The following is a 23,975-nucleotide window of genomic DNA, read 5'->3' as shown; positions in this document are numbered from 1 at the left end:
GCGGTCGAGCACCCAGCCAAGAAACCGTTCGGCGTACGCCGCGGGCTTGGGATCCAGACCCAGCTTGAAGGCATCCGTCAGTGCCTCTACCGCGAGTAGTTGCATCACTTGCCCCAAGCCGTCGAAGTCATGTTCCCACTGCCGCAACAGCGACAGCCGCGCAGACGAGCACGGCCACAGGGCACCGCATGTCGTGCAGCGCCAGTGCGGGCATCCGGGGTGGTGCGGCCGGGGGCGTATCCGACGCGCACGCGAGCGCGGGCGGGTGGTCACCTGACGCGGACCGGGGCGCGGCGGACGGGCTGGCGGCTGCCGGGGGCGGCAGTCGGGGCGGCCTCGATCAGCTGCACGCCCTCGCGCCGGACATACAGGTCGCGCCGCGCGACAGCGGCACCCTTCGCGTCCAACTCGTACCCGTCCAGCCAGACCCAACCGTCGTACGTGACGTGCTCCAACTCCCGGATAACCCGAACGGTGATCGGGCGGAAGAATTGCACGCTCGCGGTGGTGGTCAGGCGGACCAGGTCGCCTCCGCGCAAGCGCGGCCCCGTCATGCGACCACCCCCGACGAGCGCCAGCGGGATTCCGGCACGCGGTTCCGGCGCTCGATCGGCGGAACCGAGGGCGGCCCGACCGGGACGATGGTCCCCGGTGGCCACGGGACCGGCGGCGGGGCGGGCTTCGGTTCGGTCTTCGGCTCAGGCTTCGGGCTGTCCGGCATGTGCTCCCCCTCGGTGGGCTCGGGGGGCCGCCCCGTGAGTGCTCGCCCAAGGGGCGGCCCCGGGCTGACACCGCCGCCGGGCTGCGCCTCCACCAGCGGTGCCGCTCACCCGACACCCTGCCGCCTTGTAATGGGACGATCACACGCCGTGCGCGTATGCTGACGGGATGTTCGGGACGTCCTTAATGGAGGCGTAGTGAACCACCTCTTGATTGCCGCGATGAGTGAGGCGGGGGAGACCGCCGAGAGCCTTGCTGAGCAGGTGGGTGTAGATCCGAAGACCGTTCAGAGGTGGGTTAGCCCCGGGCGTACGCCGAGGCCCCGCCAGCGCGCGGAGGCGTCAGAAATCCTCGGGCGGAGTGTGGAAGATCTATGGCCGGACGTCCTTAAGCGACGGGCGCCCGTGTGGTTCCGCCGCTGGGCGGACATCGAGCGTGAAGCGGCGGTGCTGCGATGGTTCGAACTCGCGTGGGTTCCGGGGCTCCTCCAGACGGAGGCGTACGCGCGGGCGACGCTGGCACTGGCGACGCCCAACCCCGACGAGGTTGACGAACTGGTGACCGCGCGGGTGCAACGGCAATCGATCCTCCACCGGCCACAGCCCCCGCTCGTCGTTGCTGTGATCGATGAGGCAGCCCTCCGGCGACGCGCGGGCCGCGACGGCAAGCTGATGCGCGAGCAGTGCGAGCACATCGCGGCGTGTGCCGAGTTGCCGTGCGTACAGGTGCACATTGTGCCGGTCGACACGCCGATCTACCTTGGCCTGGGTGGCTCCTTCATCCTGGCTGAAATGCCGACCGGCGCGCGGGTAGCGCACCAAGACGGCCCGGCGAGGGCACACATCACCGACGATGCGACAGAAGTTGCTAGCCTGGAACGCAGGTGGGCGCGCATAGTTGGCGAGGCCCTACCTCGGGCGCAATCACTCGACCTCATCAGGAAAGTGGCAGCATCATGGACATGACCGGCGCGCAGTGGCGTAAGAGCACGAGAAGTGGGGACAACGGCGGGGCGTGCGTCGAGGTTGCCGACAACATGCCGGGCGTGATCCTTGTCCGCGATACGAAGGACCGGGACGGCGGGACGCTGGCATTCAGCCCTGCCGCGTGGCGGGGTTTCGTCGCGATGGCGCGGGACGCCGGCTGACCGAGGACACCGCAAAGGCCCTCGGCGCAGGTCGGGGGCCTTTTGCCTGTCTGGGGCACTGCCACTTGGGGCAGGTGGTGGTCAACCTACGCTCCGCCCGTGGTGCCTCGCCGTCGTCCTCCTAGGTCACGGGAGTTGCAAGCGCGCCTCGATGGGAGCCGTGCACGCGTGTGTCGCGCTGCCGCACGTTCAGGTACACGTCGTGCCGACTGACACGCCGATGTATCTCGGGCTCGGCGGCCCGTTCACCATGGCCGAGATGTCCGACGGCGCTCAGTTGGCGCATGTTGACGGGCAAGTCAGGGCGCAGATCATCGACGATGCAGCGGAAATTGCTACCCTGGGGCGGCGGTGGACGCGCATAGTTGGCGAAGCCCTACCTCGGGCGCTCTCGCTCGACCTCATCAGGAAAGCGGCATTGACATGGACATGATTAGTCCGCAGTGGCGTAAGAGCACGAAGAGCGGCAACAACGGCGGCGCGTGCGTCGAGGTTGCCGACAACCTGCCGGGCGTGGTCCTTGTCCGCGATACGAAGGACCGGGACGGCGGGACGCTGGCATTCAGCCCTGCCGCGTGGCGGGGTTTCGTCGCGATGGCGCGGGACGCCGGCTGACCGAGGACACCGCGAAGGCCCTCGGCGCAGGTCGGGGGCTTTTTGCGTGCGTGGTGCTCCGCCGCCTGGGGCAGGTGGCGATCAATCTACGCTCCGCCCGTGGTGCCTCGGGTGATCCCGTGAGCGGCGAACCAGGCTCGGGCCCATGCACGTAACCCTCGCTTTGAGCAGTCGCAGGACGCGGTCGCCTGGACGATGCCCGCGACTTAGCGATCGAGCAGACCCAGCTCGCCGGCGGCCTTCGGCTGCCACGGGCCCGCTGGCACAACTGGCGCGTAGGCGTGGCCCTTACGCAGGGCAACGACGGTGTGACTCTCGTTGGTATCTTCTGCGGCATGAGTGGGCGCCAGAGGTCGGGTAGCCGTAACAGACGGCGACAGGTCAGCGAGGATGAACGCGCCGCCGCGATGGATGCCTACCGCACGTCGGTTTCCCGCTTGCAGGACACCGCGCACCGGAATATGCGGCAGACCGTCGCCTACGCGACGATCTTCGTTGCGGTCATGGCCACCTGGATGATCTTCATCGGTCAGCCGACGCCGACGACCTTCCCGTGGTACGCGATTTCGATTCTCAGTGGTGCGTTCGGCCTGTGCACCTACTTCGTGCGACAGCCGCGTCCGCGGCTCTACGTGCTCGCCGCCGCCGTCGTCCTGGCCGTCGTGGGCGTGACTGGCATCTTTCTCACGGACTAGGTGACCCCGATGACGCTGTCCGTCGAGCCGCAAGCTCTTGTCGTACGCGTTCGGCAACGGCATCCGGGGTGGTGCACCCTCAAACCGACAAGATCAACTCAACCTCGTCCAGAATCCCAGTACACGGATTCGGGCTTAGTCACCTCTTGGTGTGCCGGCTTTCCCAGCTCACCAAGGCCTCCACGGGTCCGACGGGCGGCATCATGCCGCCCGTCGGAACCAGCCACTATGAACGACAAGAACGCACCGAGCCCTAGAAGGACATCCGGCTGGAGTATCAGCCACACCTGCCATTGCATTGGTAGATCCAACCGGCACCGCAGCCGGTGGGATGCCAGATGCAGAGACGGCCGGCCGTCGAGGGACGACATGTGCCCGAGCACCAGTCGTTCAGCGTGCTGCAGGTGCAATCGGGGATCGCGGCGGCGAAGTTGACGGATGCGGCGTCGTCTGCCGGGCCAAGCGTGGCGATTAGCCGGTGGGCCTCGATCGCACCGAATGCCGCCTTGGCCTCCGCGCTGAGCTGTTCCAGCGCGACGGTATCGCGTCGCGAGAACGTGGACTCTCGTGAGAGCAGGTCGCTAGCCCGGTCGATGACGGCGAGCTGGCGGCTGGTGAGGCCGGCGTGGGTAGCCCGGTACTCGCTCAGGTGCTCTTTCCAGAGCTGTCCTTGGGCGGCTGGGGTTAGCTTGGCAAAAATCGCCTGCCGAAACGGCAGGGCGAACACGGCAAACTCGGCGTAGCGGTGGGGCAGGTTGTTGCGGTTGGCGGAAACCCACGCCTCGGCGGCCTTCGGCGCACGCGACTCAGCGAAGGCGGGATTTTTACCCACGAGGACGAGACCGGCAGTGAGGCCGAGGCCAGCTAGTAGTTGGCGTCGACCCATTCCCTCAGCCGCCTTGCCGGTGGGGGAAACCTCCGCCTGGCGCAGTTCGCCGAACGCGCGTACAAGCTGGAGCGTCTTGCGCGAACCAAGGCGATGGGCGAGACGGGCACCCATGGCGAGCCCGGTCCAGGCCCGCACCTGGTCACCCCGAAGGCGTACGAGTGTCGGCTCGAACGGTGGCTCAGCTCCAAGGGCCTGCTCACGCCACGCCCGCACCTCCGGGCTTTGCAGGGAGAGTGTCTCGAGCTTTCCCGCGCAGGTCTGCTCCACGGTCCGAGAGACCTCGCGGCATCGCGCGCAGGTCGAGTCGTAAGCCAGTATCCATCGTTCCACAACAGATAGACGCACTGATCCACCCTCCGTGATTCTCATTGTGTACGGCTGGATTCGCACCGCCGTGAGGGGTCACCTCTTGACGGTCTGCTGCCCTTGCCGCCGTAGGCGTTGGTGCTGGATTCTTGGTGAAGCAGCCCCTGCCGCTCAGCACATATCCGGCGACGGGAGTGACGGCCTAGGTTTCTGAGCAGCTATCGCCGCCGCTTCCGGAGGTGACAGAACCTGTGTCATCCCCCGAAGGGTTTCGCGAAATCCGCGGCCAGGGCTTGGCCCTGTGCCCCCACGGGCACGGCGGGGTTGACTGCGACCATAGCAAGGGTTCGTTTCATGCTGATTTATTCAGCCCGAGGTCGCCCGGGTTTTCAAGGCATCGAGGTGTTTGGATCTGTTCGGGACTGTTTTCGCACGGCTGGACGCCTCCTTGCCGCGAGCGCTGGCGGAGTTGTCGGGTCGGCGCTGTCACCACTTCGCCGGTGGGGCCCACGTGGGACATGCCCACGTGGGCCAGGTCTGATCAGGCCGTCGGCACCGGCGACAGGGCTGCCGCGAGGGCCTCGGCGTTCTTCTTGTCCACCCGGGGAAAGGTCAACGTGACGCCGTCCCCCTCGCCACCGAAGGCGACGCGCAACAGGCTCACCATGCCGATCTTCGCCTCGGCGAGCGCGACGTGTTCCCGGGGCACCTCGCCGAGAACGCCGGTGCCGGGCCCGCCGAGGAAGGTCTGCGGCAGGAAGATCAGTCGCTGGTCGGTGACGACGAGGAACTGCTTCTTGGTACGCGCCAGCGCGGCGCCCGTCGCTCCGGCGGCCGCCTGGATCAGCCCCTGCGAGACGACGGTCCCGAGCCGACTGGCCGAGAAGCGCCCGACCAACGCTCGGGTCGCGGTGATCGGCCGTTCCCCCGGCCGCAGGATCGGCGCGACCCGCTCGAACGCGCGGGACTGAAGCTTCTGGTTCATGGTGTCCTCCGTCTGGCCCGTGATCGCCGCCGATGCTACGGAGCAGGTCAGCGCGGGCCATCCGTCGATCAGCCGCATGATCATGACGGTCGGCCATGATCGACGGCGGAGACCCGGCGAAGCGCCGTTCAACCGACCCGCTGGGCCAGCACCTGCCCCGGCCACGAGCCGGCCCGGAAGGTTTCGGTGGCAGTGAAACCGTGGCGCTCGTAGAACGCCACCAACGTGCCGTCGCCGCCCGCCCAGCAGTCGACCCGGAGCAACCGCACGCCGGCTCGCCGGGTCTCCGCCACGGCGTGCGCCAGCAGAGCCGATCCGAGGCTCCGACCGGCGAATCGTCGGTCAGTGACCAGGAGTCGGACATAGCGCTCCGGTTCGTCCGCGGGAGCGATCGGTGCCCGCGGATCGGGCCCGGAGTCCAACACCAGGGTTGCGGCCGGCGTGCCGTCCAGCTCCGCGATGTACGAGAGGTTCTCGGTCAGGTACCGATCGACCAGCTCGATGCCCCCGGGCTTCTCCGAGAACGGTGTCGTGCCCCACTGCTCGGTGTTGCCTCGATCGTTCATCCACACCACCGCGGCATCGAGCATCTTCAGCACGGTGGGCGCATCGCCCGGGCCGCCACGCCTGATCCGTACGCCGCGGGTGGTGCCGTCCATGGCGGAATCGTAATCCGCCTGCCCGGACGGCAACGCGCCGCCCGGGAGGGGACCCCGGGCGGCGCGTCTCCGGCAGAGGCCGGTGCGGTACTAGGCGCGCGTGCTCCACTGCTGGTTGGCGCTGCCTTGGCAGGCCCAGAGGTGCAGTTGCGTTCCGTTGCCCGTGCCGGCGTTGATGGCGTCGAGGCAGAGCCCCGACTGGGCGGAGGTGATGGTGCCGTTGGAGTTCAGGTTCCACTGCTGGTTGGCCTGGCCGTTGCAGTCCCAGATGATGACAGCGGTGCCGTTACTGGTGCCCGCTCCGCTGGCGTCGAGGCACTTGTTGCCGTAGACGGTCAGGGCGCGGTTGGTGGTGTGGGTCCAGCGCTGGTTGGTGCGACCGTGACAGTCCCACAGCGCCGGCCGGGCCCCGTTCGTGGTGCTGGCACCGGGCACGTCGATGCATCGCCCGGACTGGTTACCCGCGATCAGCACGTTCTGCTGACCACCCGGCGGCGGGCTCGACGGCGGGGGAGTGGTGGTGGGCGGTGCGCTGGTGGGCGGCACGTCGGACCCGAACTGGCTGAAGAACCGCCAAATCTCGGGCTTGACCCAGCTCCGCGCGCCGCTCTCACAGCCGGCACACCCGTCCACCGGGCCCTGCTGGTGGCCGCCGTCGAACGCGGCCCAGAGCACCGGGTATCCGGCCCGGCAGGAGTAGGCGGTGGTGATGTGGGTCAGGCTGCCCGCCCTCGGCTCGGGCGGGTTCTGCGCGGCACAACCGTTGTTGCGGACGAACCTGTCGCGCAGCGACCGTCCGCTCGCGATGTTGTCGTTGATGCCGTGGATCCCCAGGTACGCCACGGGCTGGGTGCCGCCGCTGCATCCGCTGATCGCCCCGGGGGCCGCGATTGCCGCGACCGCACGGAACACGGTGGGCCGGGAACACGCCAACGAGTAGCTCATCGCGCCGCCGTAGCTGAACCCGACCGAGAAGCGTTGGGTGGTGTCGACACAGAGCGCGTTGTCGATCATGCGGATCATGTCGTCGGTGAAGGTCACGTCCTCACCGTTGGAGTTGCCCCAGCCGTTGCCGATGCCCTGCGGGGCGACGAAGATCGTCGTGTTGTTCGCCTGGGAGAGCATGCCGTAGTAGGCCCACGGGGCTCCGTCGGTGCCGCCGCTCGCGACCTGGCTGGCGGTGCCACCCAACCAGTGGAACCCGAAGGCCAGCCGGTGGGCATAGGTGTTGTTGTAGTTGTCGGGCAGCCGAAGGATGAAGCTGCGGGTCTTTCCGCTGCTCTGGATGGTGTGGGTGCCGCTGTTCAGTCCGGGCGCCTTGCCGCAGCCGGCGGTGCTGGCCGCGGACGCCGACGCGCCGGTCATGATGACGTACGCCCCGACGGCGACCAGCATCATGGCGGCCATGGCCGCCCCTATCCAGGGGGTGGCGAGTTTACGAAGTGGCACAGTCAAACCTCCTTGGGTTTGCGTTGTTGACGATGTGCGGCGTCCGACCCGCGTCGGCGACACGCGGCTGGGCGGATGTCCCGTTGTGGTTGTCGGGACAGCGGCCAGCAGGGGACGGCGTGGCTGACGCGGTGACGCCGACGTCCGTGCGGGCAGGGACGGGCGACGTGGAGTCGACTGTCGACCGGTCCGATGCCATCATGATCCTTCCGCAGGCGAGATCCGTTTACCGCGCCGAAATAGATTAGCATCATCGTCTGACGTATGACGTCGGACGGTGACGTGGTGCCGACCGGCAGTGTGGATCGCTGACCCAGGAGGCCCCGGTCGGCACGGATCCCCAGGTCACGGCACGGAGACGAGGCCCTCCGGCGGTCGGCACACCCTGCGTCGAGCGATCGACGTCCGTCATGACTCGGCGGCATGGTCGAGGGTGTGTCGAGCGCTCCTCGGGGTAGCGGTAGAGAGGCACACAGAAAACCCCGGAGGAGGACGAGATGACCGAGCCCAGGTACGTACCGTTCGCGGTGGCCGCTCCCGAACAGCTCATCGACGACGACGGCGCGGGTGCCGACTCCGGCGGGGAGATCGTCGGCGCGGACGACGCGGCGGCCGACGCCGCCCGTACCGGCGCTGACGTGGACCTCTCCCATGCCACCCGCGACAGCGACGGCGTGCCGACAGGTGCCGCGGATGCCGAGGCCGACCGTCAGCGCGCCGCCGGCGACGGCTGACCGACGGGCGCGAGTCGGGATCCGCCCACACCGTGGCCGCGGGTCGCCCGCGTGGGCGGGCGGCCCGGGGCCGGAGCCGTGGTCGGCGCGCTGTCGGTCGGTGCCGTCGCCGCGTTGCCGGTGGCAGCACCGCGGGTACGGCGTGCACTGCCGACCCGCCCACGCCGGTGCTGACGGCGGCAGGTGGCAGACTCATCGGCGTGAACGACGTGGCCGCATCGTCGGTGGATGGTGAGCTGGAGAGTGTCAGTCTGGTGGACCTCGCCGTCTCCCGGCTGACCCGGGAAATCCTCAGCGGCAAGAGCGACCCGGGCGAACGCCTGGTGGAGGAGCAGTTGACCCGGCGGCTGGGGATCAGCCGGGCTCCGTTGCGGGAGGCCCTGCGGTTGCTGGCCCAGCAGGGTTTGGTCGAGCACGTGCCGCGGCGGGGGGTCCGGGTGGCCACCCTGTCGGACCGCGACGTGCGGGAGCTGTACGAGCTGCGCGACGTCCTGGAGCAGTTCTCGGTGCGGGCCGGGATCCCGGTCGGCCGGGACAGCGACCTGGCCGGGTTGCGGGCGACCCTGGACCAGATGCGGGAGGCGACCCGCGCCGGCGACCGGATGGCGGTCGCCGAGTCGCACCGGGAGTTCCACGTCGCGCTGGTGGCGCTCGCCGGCAACCGGCAGCTCTCCGCCGTGTACGGGTCGATCCTGGTGAAGTTGCAGCTCTACATGGCGATCAACCTGCGCCGGGAGGCGGAGCTGGCGCAGCCGTTGGACGGGGTCCACCGGCACGAGCGGCTGTTCGAGGCGGTCGCCGGGGGAGACCCGGAGGAGGTCCTCGCCGTCCTCGCCGGGCACGGGGCGCGCTCCTACCTCGGTTAGGTGCGGGACGGCCGGAGCGCCGTCATGGCGTCGTTACACAGCGCGCTGGTTCCCGTAACAGTTCAGTCGACAATCGACTGTATGCCAGAGCCAGTAGGGTCCATCTCGGAGCTTCGGTCGGCGTACCGCGACGGCAGCCTGACCCCGGCGGACCAGGCCGAGCGTGTCCTGGACGGACTCGCCGGGCGCGACGGCGGGCCGGTCTGGATCAGCACCGTCCCAGCCGACCGCCTGCGCGCCCGTGCCGAGTCGCTGACCCGCCACGGTGATCCCGCGCTGCCGCTGTACGGGATCCCGTTCGCGGTCAAGGACAACATCGACGTGGCCGGCATGATCACCACCGCCGGCTGCCCCGACTTCGGGTACCGGGCCGCCGAGGACGCACCTGTGGTGCGCCGGCTGCTCGACGCCGGCGCGATGCTCGTCGGCAAGACCAACCTCGACCAGTTCGCCACCGGCCTGACCGGTGCCCGCTCGCCGTACGGCAGCTGCCCGAGTGTCTTCGGCGGCGGGCTGATCTCCGGCGGCTCCAGCTCCGGCTCGGCGGTCGCGGTCGCCGCCGGCCAGGTCAGCTTCGCCCTGGGTACGGACACCGCCGGCTCCGGCCGGGTGCCGGCGGCGCTGAACGGCATCGTCGGCCTCAAGCCCACCCGGGGTCTGCTCAGCGCGGCCGGCGTGGTCCCGGCCTGCCGCTCGCTGGACTGCGTGTCGGTCTTCGCCGCCGACGCCGCCGGTGCCGTCGAGGTGTTGCACGCGGCCCGTGGCGTCACGCCGGCCGACCCCTGGGGGCGTCCGCTGCCGGCGGAGCGGGTGGTGGCCCGCATGCCGGGGACGCTACGCCTCGGGGTGCCCCGGGCAGAAGACCTCGAGTTCTTCGGCGACGCCGGGCAGGAGACCCGGTTCGTCGCGGGGGTGCAACTGCTGCGCACTTTCGTCGGGACCTCTCGGTCCGTGCCGCTCGGTGACTTCTTCGAGGCCGGCGACCTGCTGTACCAGGGACCCTGGGTGGCCGAGCGGCTGGTCGCGCTGGACGGCTTCCTGCGGTCGCATCCCGAGTCGGTCCTCGCGGTCACCCGGGCCGTGCTGGAGACCGGGCGGCGCTACGACGCGATCGACGCCTTCCGGGGCCAGCACCGCCTGCGCGAGCTGCGAGCACAGGTCGACCAGCTCTGGCAGGACATCGACGTGCTGGTCGTGCCCACCGTCGGCACCACGTTCACGCTCGACGAGATCGCCGAGGACCCGATCGGGCGCAACGCCATGCTCGGCCGCTACACCCAGTTCGCGAACCTGCTCGACCTGGCCGCCGTGACCGTACCCAACGGGTTCACCAGCACCGGCCGCCCGGCCAGCCTGACCCTCCTCGGCCCGGCGTTCAGCGACACCACACTGGCCCGGCTGGCCGCCGCCCTCGCCGACGGTGTCGCACCGACCCGAGTGGTCGAGGCCAGCCCACCGCCGGCGCAGCGTCCGGCGGACCTGCTGATCGCCGTGGTGGGCCGACACCTGACGGGCGAGTCCCGCAACGGTGAGCTGGTCGGGCACGGTGCCGCCCTCGTCGACACCGCCCGCACCGCGCCGCTCTACCGGCTCTTCCGGATGGACACGCCCGACGGCGAGGGACTGCCCGGTCTGGTCCGGATGGCTTCGGACGGGCCGGCCGGCCATCCGATCGAGGTCGAGCTGTGGCGACTGCCCGGCTCCGCGGTCGGCGGGTTGCTGGCCGGGGTTCCGGCCCCCCTCTCACTCGGCTGGATCCGGCTCGACGACGGGCGTGACGTGCTCGGTTTCCTCTGCGAGGCGTACGCCGCCGGCCCACCGGCCGAGGACATCAGCGCCACCGGTGGGTGGCGGGCCTACCGTCACGCCGCCACCCGGCGCTGACGCGCCAGCACCAGCGAACACGACAGGAGGCGAGAGGATGGGCAGCATCGGGCCAGTACCGGCCAACCCCTACCCGTGGCCGTACGACGGCGCGGCGGACACCGCGCGCACCGCACTTCTCTGTATCGACTGGCAGACCGACTTCTGCGGGCCGGGCGGCTACGTCGACGCGATGGGTTACGACATCGGCCTCACCCGGGCCGGTCTGCCGGCCACCGCCCGGCTGCTGGAGCACGCCCGATCACTCGGCATGCTCGTCGTGCACACCCGGGAGGGGCACGACCCGCAACTGTCGGACCTGCCGGCGAACAAGCGGTGGCGCTCGGCGCGCATCGGCGCCGAGATCGGCACCGCCGGTCCGGCCGGCCGGATCCTGATCCGGGGCGAGCCCGGCTGGGAGATCGTGCCCGAGGTCGCCCCGGTGGCCGGCGAGGTGGTCATCGACAAGCCGGGCAAGGGCGCGTTCTACGCCACCAACCTCGACCTGGTGCTGCGTACCCGGGGCATCACCCACCTGATCCTCACCGGCATCACCACCGACGTCTGCGTGCACACCACGATGCGCGAGGCGAACGACCGGGGGTACGAGTGCCTGATCCTCTCCGACTGCACCGGCGCCACCGACAAGGCCAACCACGACGCGGCACTGCACATGGTCACCATGCAGGGCGGCGTCTTCGGCTGCGTCACCACATCCGACGACGTCATCGCCGCCACGGCCCAGTGAGGTGCGCCCATGTTGACCATCCCCGCCGCCCGGCCCGGCCCGTACACCTTCGACCTCTCGACCACGGCGCTGCTCGTCATCGACATGCAGCGCGACTTCCTGGAACCCGGCGGGTTCGGTGCGAGCCTGGGCAACGACGTCGGTCAGCTGCGCCGGACCATCCCGCCGCTCGCGGCGCTGCTGGCCGACGCCCGCGCCGTCGGCCTGACCATCGTGCACACCCGCGAGGGGCACCTGCCCGACCTGTCCGACTGCCCGCCGGCCAAACTCAGCCGCGGAGCGCCCAGCATGCGGATCGGTGACCTCGGACCCAAGGGCCGGATCCTCATCCGCGGCGAGTACGGCCACGACATCATCGACGAGTTGGCCCCGCTGCCCGACGAGCCGGTCATCGACAAGCCCGGCAAGGGCGCCTTCTACGCCACCGACCTGGACGGCCTGCTCGCCGAGCGGGGCGTCCGCAGTCTCCTGGTCACCGGGGTGACCACGGAGGTGTGCGTGCACACGACCGTCCGGGAGGCCAACGACCGCGGGTACGAGTGCCTCGTGCTCGCCGACTGCGTCGGGTCCTACTTCCCCGAGTTCCAGCGGGTCGGCCTCGACATGATCGCCGCCCAGGGCGGGATCTTCGGGTGGGTCGCCGACTCGGCGCAGGTCCGCGCCGCGCTGCCCACCACCACCGTGTTGCAACCCTCTTCCTGACCGGGAGCAGCCATGGTCTCGACCAAGCCCACAGTCGCCCCGCTCCCGTACTGGGTGCGCGGCGACACCAACGCGTTCTTCGGCTTCGGCGTCAACGTCCTGGTCAACGTGCTCACCCTGACCGGGCTCTGCCTCGCCGTGGTGAACCTTCCCGAGGGGGAGGTGTTCGGCACCATCCTGCCGGCGCTGGGCATCGCCCTGGTCGCCGGCAACATCTACTACACCTACCTGGCCCGTCGGCTGGCCCGACGGGAGCATCGCACCGACGTGACGGCCCTGCCGTACGGGCCGAGCGTGCCGCACATGTTCATCGTCATCTTCGTCATCATGCTGCCGATCTACCTGCGCACCCAGGATCCGGTACGGGCCTGGGAGGCCGGGCTGGCGTGGGCCTTCATCATCGGCGTGATCGTGCTGATCGGCGCGTTCGTCGGGCCGTACATCCGCCGGTACGCGCCCCGGGCCGCGCTGCTCGGCACCCTCGCGGGCATCTCCATCACGTTCATCTCGATGAACCCGGCCGGGCAGATGTGGCGGATGGCCTGGGTGGCCCTACCGGTCTTCGCGCTGCTGCTGATCGGTCTGCTCACCGACGTGAAACTGCCGTTCAACTTCCCGATCGGGCTCGCCGCGCTGCTGCTCGGCACCGCGATCGGCTGGGCCGGCGGTGCGATGTCGGTGCCGGACGTCACGGCCGCGGCCCGGGACATCGCCGTCGCCGTACCCTCGTTCAAGCTGGACCTGCTCGTCAGTGGGCTGACCGACATGGCCCCGCTGCTGGCGACGGCGATCCCGCTCGGCGTCTACAACTTCACCGAGGGCATGACCAACGTGGAGAGCGCCGCCACCGCGGGGGACAACTACAACCTGCGCAGCGTGCTGCTGGCCGACGGCGCGGGCGCGGTGATCGGGGCCGCGCTCGGCTCGCCCTTCCCGCCGGCCGTCTACGTCGGACACCCGGGTTGGAAGGCGGCAGGTGGCCGCAGCGGCTACTCGATGGCGACCGGTGTGGTGATCGCGGTGCTCTGCTTCCTCGGCATGTTCGGGCTGCTCGGCGCGATCTTCCCGACGGCGGCCATCGTGCCGATCCTGCTCTACATCGGGTTGCTGATCGGGGCGCAGGCGTTCCAGGCGACCCCCCGGGCGCACGCCGCCGCCGTGGTCGCCGCGCTGATCCCGAACATCGCGGCCTGGGCGACCGGGCAGATCGACAACGCGTTGGCGGCGGCCGGCACCACCGCCGCCGCGGTCGGCGACGACGCGCTCAACGGCGCGGGTGTGATCTACGACGGGCTGCTGGTGCTCGGTCAGGGTGCGATCCTCGCCGGCCTGGTGCTCGGCGCGGTGGTGGTCTTCATCATCGACAAACGGTTCGTCCGGGCCGCGATCTTCGCCGGCACCGGCGCGGTGCTGTCGTTCATCGGGCTGATCCACGGCGAGCGGATCGAGTGGAACGCCAACGGTCAGGTGGCACTCGGCTACCTCTTCGTCGCGGCGATCTGCGGGATCTTCGCGCTGGGCCGCCCCACACCCCGCGAGCCGGACCCGGAGGAGGCCGCACTGGACCGGGAGCACGGTCCGGCTGACGTCGGCACCGATCGGGCCGACGGCGAGCCGCGGACGTCGGCGCTGAGCGGCTGAGCCGGCAGGCCCGGTCGGAGAGGTGTCACGGCCACCGACCGGGCCGGCCGTTTCCCGACCCACCGGATCGAAGGGACGTACCGCATGGAGATCGACCGGACCGACGTGGTCGCCGAGGTGACGGCGGCCTTCGCCGCCTACGAGCGGGCGCTTGCCGACGGCGACGCCGAGGAGATCTGCGGTTACTTCTGGGACTCCGACCAGACCGTGCGCTTCGGCCTCGCCGACCACCAGTACGGGTTGGACGAGCAGCGCAAGTGGCGGGCCGCACAGCCACCACTGCCGGCCGGTCGCCGGCTGGTCGACCCGGTGGTCACCACGTTCGGGCCGGACCTGGCGGTCGTGACGACCCGATTCGGGTACGCCGACACCGCCGCCACCGGACGGCAGACCCAGACCTGGGTACGCCTGCCCGTCGGCTGGCGGATCGTCACCGCCCACGTCTCGGTGCCGGCCGACCAGCCGTCCGCTGGACCGGGGGCGGGTCAGGCGGGCGTGCTCTCCGCCGGGTTGTGAAACGCGGGACCACCCGGACCGGTCCCCGGTTCCCCCTCCCCACCAGCGGGAAAGCGCGAGTCGTTCGCCCTCGCCTGCCGGGTCCGTCCCAGCGCACGCAGGTACGTGCTGACCGCCAGCGCGGAGCTCCTGGTGTCGGCGTGGTCCGGGCCGAGAACTCGTACCCTGTGCTCCAGCGTCTCCCGGGCCAGGACGAGTGCCTCCGCCGACTGCCCCAGGTGGTGGAGCACCGCAGCCGTTCGCACGGCCGACAACATGACGTCGGGGTGGTCGTCACCGAGCACCCGCCGCTGGCGGGCGAGAGTGTCCCGATGCAGCTCCAGTGCCTCCGCGGGAGACCCCGACGCCGCCAGCTCCTCGGCGAAGTCGCCGGCCGACAGCAGGGTGTGCGGATGGTCCTCGCCCAGCACCCGACGGCGCCGGGCGACGGTGTCCGTGTGGAGGGCGAGCGCCTCGTCGTGACGGCCCAACGCGCCCAGGGCCAGCGCGAGGTTGTGGGCGGTGCCGAGCGTCAACCCACTGTCCTCGCCGTACATCGAGCGCAACCGCGACAACGTGTCCTCCAACAGCGCCCGCGCCCGCTCGAAGCGCGGGGAGGCCGTCGGTGCGGACCGCCCGAGCTGGTACAGACAGAGCCCGAGGGTGCAGGCGGAGGCGAGAGTGTCCAGGTGGTCGTCGCCCAGCACCCGCCGACGGCGGCGCAGCGTCTCGTCGGCGATGTCGTGGGCCGCCTGGACGAAGCCGAGCCGGAACCGGGCGTCCGCCAGGCTGTGCGCGGCCTGCAGCGTCGCCGGATCATCGGGACCCAGTCGGCTGCGCCACTGCTGGTAGAGGTGTTCGGTGACGTCGTGGCCGGCCCTCAGGTCGCCGTGCCCGCGCAGGTACCACGTTGCCTGAGTGGCGACGGCGCGCAGGGCCGGGTTCGTGCTCGCGCCCGGATCGACGGCCAGGAGGTGGGGAAGGAACCGCGCCCAGTAGGGCCAGGCGGTCGGTTCGTGGCTGGGGCCGGGTGTCGCGGCGACGAGGAGTGCGTCGAGCTGGCGTCGGGCGGCGACCTCGGTCGCGTGGTCGGTGAGGTCCCGGACGATGGCCAGGGTCAGTCGGTGCAGTTGCGGCCCGACCGGTCCGACCTTGGCCAGGCCGTACCGGCCGAGGAGGCCGATCGACCGACGGATCGCCATCGTGGAGGCGGCGACGGAGGCCAGCGGTTCGGGGAGGACGCCGACGGGAGCACCGGTGAAGATCTCGATGGGCACGGGTTCCGGTGCGAGCAAGGCGCAGAGTCGCAGCAACTGCCCGGCGGCCTGGTCCGTGGCGGCCAGCCGGTCCAGCGAGATCTGCACCGTCCCGGCCAGTGTCGTGGGATAGGACGGGGGCTTGCCCTCCGTCATCACCTGCGCGACGTGCTGGGCGAGTTCCCGGAGGTATTCGTCGGCGGTCATCGCTGTCTCGCCGATCACGCCGGCTGCCTGCGCCACTGCCAGGGGAAGGTCACCGACAGCATCGGCGACGCTGTCGGCCGCCGTCCCGGTCAGCTCGGGGGCGAGGTGACGCAGCAGCGCCACTGACTCCGCCCGGTCGAACACGTCCACGTCCAGGAGGATCGCCACCTGCCGCCACCCGGGGTTGCGGGATGTGATGATCACGTGACCGGGGCCCTGCGGCAGCCACGGTACGACGTCCTCGGGGGCCTCGACATTGTCGAAGACGATCAGCCAGTTGTCGGTTTCGCGGAGGTGGCGTAGCACCTGTCGGGCGGCGGTGGCGGTGTCTGGTGTGGTGGTGACCCAACCCGTGGACAGGCCGAGGGCGGTGAGTTGGTCCCCGATGAGGACGCTCTGTTCGGCGTTGATCCACCACGTCAGGGAGTACTCGTCGGCGAAACGGTGGGCGTATTCGACAGCGAGGGAGGTCTTGCCGACCCCACCGAGGCCGTGCAGGGCGATGACCGCCACCGGCCGGCCCGTGTGCAGGTGAGCATGAAGTGCGGTCAACAACTCGTCCCGCCCGGTGAAGCCGGCGTTGCGGACCGGGATGTTCCAGGCCCGCGTCACCCCGTCGGCCCGGGGTGTGCCGTCCGGCTCCCGTTGACGACGGACGCCTTCGACGGATGGTGCGGGGGAGGAGTGCTTGACCGCTGCCTGCTTGGCCCACTGGGCGAGCGGAGCGGCGACGAGCGCGGCCGCCAACGCTGCCACCGTCGCCGACGTCTCCACGTCGAGCCCGAAGCCGAGCTGGCAGGCGAGCCAGGCCAGAGCCACGGCGAGCAGACTGAGGAGGCTGGCCACCGTCCACCGATGTGCCTGCGTCATCCGCTCCCCCACAGGTGTCGACCACGCCGCCGTTCCGGCTCCACCTCACCACATCGTGACCACCTCCTGCACCCTCCGTCCTGATCGGAGGATGCCCCTGCGGGGCCGGCGCTGCCGGGGCCCGGGTCGGGGGTTGGTTGGCTGGTCGGGCGGCTGGTGGCGCCGACCGCGGGTGGCGGTGGCCGGGGAGCGCGGCGGTGGTGAATATCCCGCCCGTAGAGATATGACCGCTTCGGGTGTATCGCATAGGCGGCCATGACTGTGCAGATATCAGGGAAGACTCACCCTGGCAATCATCCGGGTGTCCTGGCCGAAGTGGCGAAAGGGTCTTGCCGGTGGTTCACATCTCTACCAGGAATCAGCCCTGTGGCGGGTTCGGCCTCGTCGGAAAGTGTTTCGGTCGGGCTGGCGAGGGGTGATTTTATTGGTTTTCAGGGACATCGATACGCCCTGCGGTGACCGGTCTCTTTCTGCATTTTGCGATGCGCTGCCTGGCGGGGCTGGTCGCCGTGCACATTCGACATTCGGCGGTGCTCCGGTATAGTGCGACCAATCCCCTTTGAGCGCGCCAGAAAGCATCTGATCTGCGTGATGACAGCTGGGCTGGAAAATGCGTCGAAAGACCTGCGCTTCGTCGGGCGGCGACCACAGTTGGCGCGTATCGGAAGAGCCCGGGCCGCCGCGCTGACCCGCGGCCGGCAGATGGTTTGCGAGGTGGTCGGCGAACCAGGAGTCGGCAAGACCCGGTTCGTCCGCGAGGCGCTGGAGCGGTGCGTCCCCACTGTTCCCTGGGCCATCGGGACCTGTGCGCCGGATGAGCGGGGAGTTCCCTTCCACGTGTTCCGGCACGCCTTCACCGAGGGGCAGCCACTCCGCCGCGGGCTGGGTAGCGGGGCGTCGGCCGGGGAGAGCTGGGCGGAGTCCGCTGCCGCCGTGCCGCCGGCGCCGGGGCGGGCGTCGGATGCCCGACGGTTCCGGACCTACCAGTTGGCCCGCCGGCTGATCGGCCTGACGGCCCGGGACGGTCTGGTGCTTGTCCTCGACGACCTGCACTGGGCGGACGCCTCCTCCACAGGTCTGATCGCCCACCTCCTGAGATACCCGGTGCCCGCCCCGCTGCTGCTCGTGCTCGCCTACCGCCCACGGCAGATGGCAACCCCGATGCCGTTCGGTCCACCGGCTTCCGACGACCACACCGACGTCGAACCGACGCCCCGCGACCGGATCGAACTTCGCCCCCTCGGCCTCGCCGACGTCGCGCTTCTGCACCCCCACGTCGACCAGGCGGAGTTGCGCGCCCGCTACGACCTGACCGGCGGCAACCCCGGTTACCTGGCGGCGCTGCCCGGCGGCCCCGCTCCGGGCGGCCCCGCTCCGGGCGGCCCCGCCCCGACTCGTGCTGCGCAGGGCGTCCGGATGTCCGACGCGGCGCTTGCCGTGTTGCGTCGCGAGTGGGCGGACCTGCCGTCCGTCGAACTGGCCTGCCTGCGGGCCGGGGCGATCCTCGACGCGCCCTTCGCCGCGGACCTGCTCGCCGAGGTCGCGCAGGTCCCGGCGTCCCTAGCGGTCGAGGCCGGCTGGCGGTTGGCCCGGCTCGACCTGATCCGTCGCGTGCCCGGCACCGCACGGTTCGCCTTCCGGCACCCGGCGCTGCGGATGGCTGTCGCCCAGGACACCGACCCGGCGTGGCAGTCGGAGGCGTGCGCGCGGGCACTCACCGCGCTTGTCGAGTTGGGCGCGCCACCCGCGGACCGGGCCCGCTACGCGGAGCGCCTGCTCGCCCTCCCGAACGGCCGCTGGGTCGACCGCTGCGTCAACGTGCTCTGCCGGGCCGCGCAGGAGGTCCGGCGCGAGACTCCGGACCTGGCCATCCGCTGGCTGCGGCTGGCGTTGCGGGCGCTGCGGCCAACGGCCGGACCGACGCAGCGTCGCCGGGACGTGTCACTCGTGCTGGCCCAGATCACCGGGGAGGCGGGCGACCTGGCCGAGAGCAGGGCACTGCTCCAGGAGATCGTGCCGCTGTTCCCCGCCGACCAGGAGGGCCGACGGGCGCAGGCGGTGGCCCTCTGGGCGCGCGTGGAACGCCTGCTCGGCAACTACGCGGAGGCGGCGGCCATCAGCCGGAGCGAGTTGGCCGCCCTGCCCGCCGCAGCCGGACCCACCGGCGGCTACCGCCTCGCCACCGAGATCGGCGTCGCCGGCATCCTGGCCGGCCACCCCGTGGCCGGGCTGCCCGACGGGCTCGACGGAGATCTCGGCGGCTCCGGCGCGGATCGGGCCGGCCTGCTGGCCGTCCGCGGTCTGGCCGCCGCACACGACGGCGCCCTCGACGACGCCCGGTGCCTGCTCGATGCCGGTGCCCGGATCGTCGACGCACTGCCGGACCGCGACGTGCGGGACCACCCCGACTGCCTCACCGCGCTCGGCCTGACCGAGTTGTACCTCGAACGGCCCTCCGACGCGGTGCGACACCTCGACCGGGGGGTCACGCTCGTGCGCGCCGCGCACCGCGACGACGGCCTGTGCCAGTTGCTGCTCGGCCGCAGTCAGGTGGCCTACCACGGCGGCCAACTGAACACCGCCATCGGACTGGCCACCGAGGCGGGCATCGTCGCCCGCCGCATCGGCGGCCACCACCTGTTGAGCTTCGCCCTGGCGTTCGAGGCGGAGGCGACGGCGTGGCGTGGTGGGCCGCGCGACGACGACCGGGCGGTGGCGTTGGCCCGAAGCGCCGCCGGCATCGCCACCGATCTGACCACCTGGTGCGGTCGTACCGCCGCCACGGCGCTGGCCACCGCGGCACTGCTGTCCGGTGACCCGGCGACCTGCGCCGAGTTGGTGCGCTCGGCCGGCGGCGACAGCCGGCTGAGCCGTCTGCAGACCAGCCTGCGACCCCGGTGGTTCGAGCTGCTCTGTGCCGCCGCGCTCGCCGCGGGTGAGCTGACCGACGCCGAACGGCAGGCGCGGCTGGCGATGGCCGAGGCGGAGCAGGTCGGTCTCCCCGGGCAGCGGGGCTTCGCCGAGTCGGCGTACGGCGAGGTGTTGCTCGCCCGCGGCGAGGCCGCGGCGGCGCTGCCGCACCTGGAGACCGCGGCCGACCTGTTCCGTGCCGGCGGGATGGTGCTCCGGCGCAGCCTCGCGCTGGCCTCCCTGGCCCGGGCGGCGGAGGCCGCGGACCAGACCGGCCCGGCGGCGCGGGCCCGCCGTCGGGCGCTGGAGCTGGCCGGGTGGTGCGGGACGGAACGGGTCGCCCTGCGACTGGCCCGTCCGGTCGGCCCGCGCGAGGTCGCCGCCCTGACCGACCGGGAGTGGCACATCGCCCGGCTGGCGGCCACCGGGGCCACCAGCCGACTGATCGGGCGGCAGCTGAACATCAGCCCCCGCACGGTGGAGGCGCACCTGACCCGCATCTACCGCAAGGCGGGCGTCGCCTCCCGGTCGGCTCTGGTCGCCTGGGTCGCTCGGCTCGATGACACCGATCGATGACCGCGATCCGGGCCGGATGACGTCGTTCGGTGCAACGTCGACGGGGCGGGCAGCACGAGGCCGCGCCGCCGCCGTCGTGGCCCGAGCGCCGCTCACATACTCGACTGCATCGGGCGCGATTCCCGTGCACCGGTGGTGGATGGAGGACGAGATGCTGGGCAGAAGATCCGTCAGGAGCCCGCGTACCCTCACCGCGCCGGTGCCGGCCACGCCGATCGGCGCCGCCGTGGTGGCGCTGCTGGTGCTGGCCGGCTGTGGCGGCGAGCCGGTGGACGCGGCGACCCCCGCACCGCAGGGTTCGGCCGCCTTCGGTCGGGACCGGGCCGCGCTGGTGCTCACCGCCTTCGACCAGGCCGACTCCGCCGCCTCGGTGGCCGGTGACGTCGAGGCGCTACGGGCCCAGGAGGTCTCGCCCTCGCTGGACCTCAGCATCGCCGCGGTTCGCCGGGCGGCCTACAACCAGCGTCCACAACCGTCCTTCCAGCACATCAACCCGGCCTTCGCGGTGCCGCCCGGCGACCCGACGTGCTTCGTCGTCACGGCCACCCTCCGACTGAGCGGCTCGGAGCTGGCCCCCACCGACGTCAGCCAGTTCGTGCGCGGTGCCGACAACCAGTGGCAGCTCAGCCACAACGTGCAGGTCACCCAACCGTCGCTGGTGGCCGCCCGGAGCATCGACGGCCGCCCGGCCACGGCCGGTGGCACCGCCCTGGACGAGACCAGCCGCCGGGCCCTCGAAGCCGAGGTGTTCGCCCGCAGCATCGGGTCCACGACGGGCAACCGGGCCCTGGTCGCGTCGAGCCCACTGCTCGACGGCCAGTTCGCCGGCGGTTGGGAGGTCTACGGGCAGCAACTCGCCGGGGCCGGCGCGGCGGTGCGGCGGACGATGGACAGGGCCGAGTGGTCGGACTGCGCCGTCGCGGTGCCGACCGGCACGCTGACCTTCCTGACCATCCACGCCACCGACACGCTGCGCCCGGCGCCCGGCGGCCCGGCCACCGTCCAGATGGTGCCGCAGAGCCCCGACCTGATCGCCACCGGTCACCGCACCCCGGTCCGTGGGAAGTCGGTCCGGGTCACCCGGGTGGAGACCTTCGTGCTGCTCGTGCCGGCGCAGACCAACGGCACGACGGTGCTGGGGCTCAACGACAGCGCGTTGACCGTCACCGCCGGCTGACCCGGCCGCCGAGCGTGCACCGTGGCGCCGACGGCAGAAACCGGTGGCATCACTCGGATCCGACGCCACCGACCGCGACGATGGCAGCAGCCGTGATCGCCGGCGGGGCCGGCGGTGCCGCGGTCCGGCCACCAGGCCCGGGAGGAACCATGTGGCGTCCGCGCTTCCGATCCGACTACGTGCCGGTGCGGCTGCCCGACGGCCCGCTCGTGGTGCTGGGGGAAACCCGCAGCCTCCTCATCGACGACCCGGTGGCCGCGGACCTGGCCGGCCAGCTCGACGGCGCCGCGCCGCTGGCCGACGTGGTGGCCCGGCTGGCCACCCGCCACCCGGTCGCCGCCGTCGCCGCCGCCCTCGCCCGGCTGCGCGACCACGGCCTGCTGGTGTCCGGGCCGGCGCACACCTCGCCGGCCGAGGCCGCCGGCTGGGACGCCCGCGGAGTCCCGCCCGAGGCCGGACAACAGTGGATGGCCGGCGGCCCGGTGACCATCGTGGACCTCGGGGCGCCCCGGGCGGCCGAGACCGCCGACGCGCTGCGCGCCCTCGGGCTCGCCGTGACGGTGGTCGGACCGGACGCGACGGACCCCGACCCGAGCGCCCAGGTGCTGGTGCTGCCGTCGTCGATGCTCGACCCCCGGCTGGCCCTGATCAACGACCGCCACCTGGCAGCCGATCGCGCCTGGACCCTGGCCCGGCCACACGGCAACGTCGTCTTCCTCGGCCCGCACCTCGTGCCCGGCCGCACCGGCTGTTGGGCCTGCCTGCGGCAACGGTGGCAGGAGAACGAACAGGTGAACGCCTTCCTCGACGGGCAGGACCTGACCGACCCGCTACCGCAGCCCGGCCGCGCGGTCCTGCCCGGACTGGCCACCACGGCCGCCGGGCTGCTCGCCGCCGAACTCGCCGTACTGGCCGTCCGGGGCACGTCACCCCGCCTCACCGGCCGGATGGTCGCCCTGGACACCCGGGACCTGAGCACGGAGAGCCACCAACTGGTACGCCAGCCGCAGTGCCCCGCCTGCGGCGACCCGGACCTCGTCGGGAAGGCCGAGCCCCGCATCGACCTGCCACCCAGCGGCACCCAGCCCAGTCGGGGTGGGGACTCCCGCACCCGGGAACCCGCCGAGGCGTACGCGGCGCTCGTGCACCACGTCAGCCGGTATCTGGGTGTGGTGAGCCGGCTGACGCCGCTGGAGGCGACCGACAACGGCGTCACCCACACCTACTCGGCCGGGCACAACTTCGCCCAGCCCCGCCAACTCGCCGCGTTGCGCCGCAATCTGCGCGGGCAGAGCGGCGGCAAGGGCCGCACCGACCTGCAGGCCCGGATGAGCGCGGTCGGGGAGGCGGTGGAGCGCTACTGCGGGGTGTGGCGCGGCGACCGACCGGTGCACCGGGCGACCTACCGGCAACTCGGTCCGGACCGCGCGGTGCACCTGCGGGAGTTGCTGCTGTTCTCGGAACGCCAGTACGCCGACCGGGATCGGCTCAACCGCGACCTGGGCCACCTGCACCGCGTTCCCCGCCCGTTGCCCGACGAGGTGGAGCTGGACTGGACCACCGGTTGGTCGCTGACCCGGCGGACACCGCGCGAGTTGCCCGCCGCGCACTGCTGGTACGGGCATCCGGAGTTGACCGGGCTGGGGGTGTGCTCGGCCGACTCGAACGGCTGCGCGGCCGGCGGCACCCTGTCCGAGGCGATCCTGCAGGGCTTCTGCGAACTCGTGGAGCGCGACAGCGTGGCCCTGTGGTGGTACCACCGGTCCCGGATGCCCGGGGTGGACCTCGCCTCGTTCGCCGACCCGTGGACCGCCGCCTGCGTCGACCACCACGCCACCGCCCTGGGCCGCGAGCTGTGGGCCCTCGACCTGACCGCCGACCTCGGCGTACCCACGTTCGCCGCGGTGTCCCGGCGGGTCGACGCGGGGCCGGAGGACGTGCTTGTCGGCTTCGGTGCGCACCTGGACGCGCGGGTCGCGCTGACCCGGGCGCTCACCGAGGTGAACCAGTTCCTGCCCGCCGTCGCCGGACCCACCGCCACCCGCAACCGGTACGGCGTCGACGATCCGGACACCGCGCGCTGGTTCACCAGCGTGCGGGTGGCCGACCAGCCCTGGCTGGCCCCGGATTCCACCCGGCCGCCGCGCACCGCCGCGGACCACCCGGCGCTGACCACCGGCGACGTCGGCGACGACGTGCGTCGGTGCGTACGCCGGGCGGAGCAAGCCGGCCTGGAGGTCATCGTCGTCGACCAGTCCCGTCCGGACGTCGACCTGGCCGTGGTGAAGGTCGTCGTGCCGGGGCTGCGGCACTTCTGGCGCCGACTCGGTCCCGGCCGGCTGTGGGACGTGCCGGCCCGCCTCGGCCGGGGCCCGCTGGCCGCCGACGAGACGTCGGCCAATCCGCTGAACGTCTTCTTCTAGTGAGGGACACGCAGATGACAGGCATGGTGGATCCGGTCGGTC

General features: G+C 71.5%; 21 protein-coding genes. 15 read left to right on the top strand and 6 right to left on the bottom strand.

Annotated features, from left to right (window positions below; translation table 11 throughout):
- Positions 1–269 precede the first annotated feature (269 nt).
- Positions 270–554, bottom strand: a complete 285-nt coding sequence (locus ACGFIQ_RS21940) for a hypothetical protein (RefSeq protein WP_393246316.1) — start codon at positions 552–554, stop codon at positions 270–272.
- Positions 555–917: 363 nt separating this feature from the next.
- Between ACGFIQ_RS21940 and ACGFIQ_RS21935 the strand changes: the two genes are divergently transcribed.
- From ACGFIQ_RS21935 to ACGFIQ_RS21915, 5 genes are all read left to right on the top strand, one after another.
- Positions 918–1,685, top strand: a complete 768-nt coding sequence (locus ACGFIQ_RS21935) for a Scr1 family TA system antitoxin-like transcriptional regulator (protein ID WP_393246314.1) — start codon at positions 918–920, stop codon at positions 1,683–1,685.
- Positions 1,676–1,867, top strand: a complete 192-nt coding sequence (locus ACGFIQ_RS21930; protein WP_393246312.1) for a DUF397 domain-containing protein — start codon at positions 1,676–1,678, stop codon at positions 1,865–1,867. Before ACGFIQ_RS21935 ends, ACGFIQ_RS21930 begins: the two co-directional genes overlap by 10 nt.
- A gap of 151 nt (positions 1,868–2,018) precedes the next feature.
- Positions 2,019–2,300: a Scr1 family TA system antitoxin-like transcriptional regulator gene (locus ACGFIQ_RS21925; protein WP_393246310.1), complete on the top strand. Its 282-nt coding sequence runs from the start codon at positions 2,019–2,021 to the stop codon at positions 2,298–2,300.
- Positions 2,297–2,482 carry a DUF397 domain-containing protein gene (locus tag ACGFIQ_RS21920; RefSeq protein WP_393246498.1) on the top strand — a complete coding sequence of 62 codons (186 nt, stop codon included), beginning with the start codon at positions 2,297–2,299 and terminating at the stop codon, positions 2,480–2,482. Before ACGFIQ_RS21925 ends, ACGFIQ_RS21920 begins: the two co-directional genes overlap by 4 nt.
- A 335-nt stretch (positions 2,483–2,817) precedes the next feature.
- Entirely contained in the window at positions 2,818–3,177 is a 360-nt protein-coding gene (locus ACGFIQ_RS21915; protein WP_393246308.1) for a hypothetical protein, read from the top strand.
- Positions 3,178–3,454: 277 nt separating this feature from the next.
- On the opposite strand, the gene ACGFIQ_RS21910 is transcribed toward ACGFIQ_RS21915, so the two are convergent.
- The 4 genes from ACGFIQ_RS21910 to ACGFIQ_RS21895 all read right to left on the bottom strand — a co-directional run bounded on the left by ACGFIQ_RS21910 (position 3,455) and on the right by ACGFIQ_RS21895 (position 7,465).
- The gene (locus tag ACGFIQ_RS21910) at positions 3,455–4,333 is read right to left on the bottom strand and encodes a bacteriocin fulvocin C-related protein (RefSeq protein ID WP_393246306.1); all 879 of its coding nucleotides are present in this window, start codon (positions 4,331–4,333) and stop codon (positions 3,455–3,457) included.
- A gap of 580 nt (positions 4,334–4,913) precedes the next feature.
- Positions 4,914–5,357 (bottom strand): hypothetical protein, encoded by a 444-nt coding sequence (locus ACGFIQ_RS21905; RefSeq protein ID WP_393246304.1) that lies wholly within the window; start codon positions 5,355–5,357, stop codon positions 4,914–4,916.
- Between the two features lie 128 nt (positions 5,358–5,485).
- Positions 5,486–6,016: a GNAT family N-acetyltransferase gene (locus ACGFIQ_RS21900; RefSeq protein WP_393246302.1), complete on the bottom strand. Its 531-nt coding sequence runs from the start codon at positions 6,014–6,016 to the stop codon at positions 5,486–5,488.
- Positions 6,017–6,106: 90 nt separating this feature from the next.
- Positions 6,107–7,465, bottom strand: a complete 1,359-nt coding sequence (locus ACGFIQ_RS21895) for a ricin-type beta-trefoil lectin domain protein (RefSeq protein ID WP_393246300.1) — start codon at positions 7,463–7,465, stop codon at positions 6,107–6,109.
- Positions 7,466–7,962: 497 nt separating this feature from the next.
- Here ACGFIQ_RS21895 and ACGFIQ_RS21890 point away from each other — a divergent pair, with 497 nt between their 5' ends.
- The 7 genes from ACGFIQ_RS21890 to ACGFIQ_RS21860 all read left to right on the top strand — a co-directional run bounded on the left by ACGFIQ_RS21890 (position 7,963) and on the right by ACGFIQ_RS21860 (position 14,535).
- The gene (locus tag ACGFIQ_RS21890; protein ID WP_393246298.1) at positions 7,963–8,199 is read left to right on the top strand and encodes a hypothetical protein; all 237 of its coding nucleotides are present in this window, start codon (positions 7,963–7,965) and stop codon (positions 8,197–8,199) included.
- Positions 8,200–8,399: 200 nt separating this feature from the next.
- Positions 8,400–9,065, top strand: coding sequence for a GntR family transcriptional regulator (locus ACGFIQ_RS21885; protein ID WP_393246296.1), 666 nt, complete (start codon positions 8,400–8,402; stop codon positions 9,063–9,065).
- Between the two features lie 81 nt (positions 9,066–9,146).
- Positions 9,147–10,949, top strand: coding sequence for an allophanate hydrolase (gene atzF / locus ACGFIQ_RS21880; RefSeq protein ID WP_393246294.1), 1,803 nt, complete (start codon positions 9,147–9,149; stop codon positions 10,947–10,949).
- 37 nt (positions 10,950–10,986) lie between these two features.
- Positions 10,987–11,676 (top strand): cysteine hydrolase family protein, encoded by a 690-nt coding sequence (locus tag ACGFIQ_RS21875; RefSeq protein WP_393246292.1) that lies wholly within the window; start codon positions 10,987–10,989, stop codon positions 11,674–11,676.
- Positions 11,677–11,685: 9 nt separating this feature from the next.
- Positions 11,686–12,378, top strand: a complete 693-nt coding sequence (locus tag ACGFIQ_RS21870; protein WP_393246290.1) for a cysteine hydrolase family protein — start codon at positions 11,686–11,688, stop codon at positions 12,376–12,378.
- Between the two features lie 12 nt (positions 12,379–12,390).
- Positions 12,391–14,019: a regulator gene (locus ACGFIQ_RS21865; protein ID WP_393246288.1), complete on the top strand. Its 1,629-nt coding sequence runs from the start codon at positions 12,391–12,393 to the stop codon at positions 14,017–14,019.
- An 84-nt stretch (positions 14,020–14,103) separates the two neighbouring features.
- Positions 14,104–14,535 carry an AtzH-like domain-containing protein gene (locus tag ACGFIQ_RS21860; RefSeq protein WP_393246286.1) on the top strand — a complete coding sequence of 144 codons (432 nt, stop codon included), beginning with the start codon at positions 14,104–14,106 and terminating at the stop codon, positions 14,533–14,535.
- Here ACGFIQ_RS21860 and fxsT read toward each other — a convergent pair.
- Entirely contained in the window at positions 14,505–16,847 is a 2,343-nt protein-coding gene (gene fxsT, locus ACGFIQ_RS21855; protein WP_393246284.1) for an FxSxx-COOH system tetratricopeptide repeat protein, read from the bottom strand. The two genes, ACGFIQ_RS21860 and fxsT, sit on opposite strands and share 31 nt — an antisense overlap.
- 591 nt (positions 16,848–17,438) lie before the next feature.
- On the opposite strand from fxsT, the gene ACGFIQ_RS21850 reads away from it, so the two are divergent.
- From ACGFIQ_RS21850 to ACGFIQ_RS21840, 3 genes are all read left to right on the top strand, one after another.
- Positions 17,439–20,333: an ATP-binding protein gene (locus ACGFIQ_RS21850; RefSeq protein ID WP_393246282.1), complete on the top strand. Its 2,895-nt coding sequence runs from the start codon at positions 17,439–17,441 to the stop codon at positions 20,331–20,333.
- A gap of 151 nt (positions 20,334–20,484) precedes the next feature.
- Positions 20,485–21,510, top strand: coding sequence for a hypothetical protein (locus ACGFIQ_RS21845; protein WP_393246280.1), 1,026 nt, complete (start codon positions 20,485–20,487; stop codon positions 21,508–21,510).
- 149 nt (positions 21,511–21,659) lie between these two features.
- Entirely contained in the window at positions 21,660–23,933 is a 2,274-nt protein-coding gene (locus ACGFIQ_RS21840; RefSeq protein WP_393246278.1) for a TOMM precursor leader peptide-binding protein, read from the top strand.
- Positions 23,934–23,975 lie beyond the last annotated feature (42 nt).

Origin of the sequence: Micromonospora sp. NPDC048898 (genome assembly GCF_043198035.1) — a bacterium.
Taxonomy (GTDB): domain Bacteria; phylum Actinomycetota; class Actinomycetes; order Mycobacteriales; family Micromonosporaceae; genus Micromonospora.
Note: the sequence above shows the minus strand (reverse complement) of the source record. Positions and strands in the feature narration are given on the sequence as shown.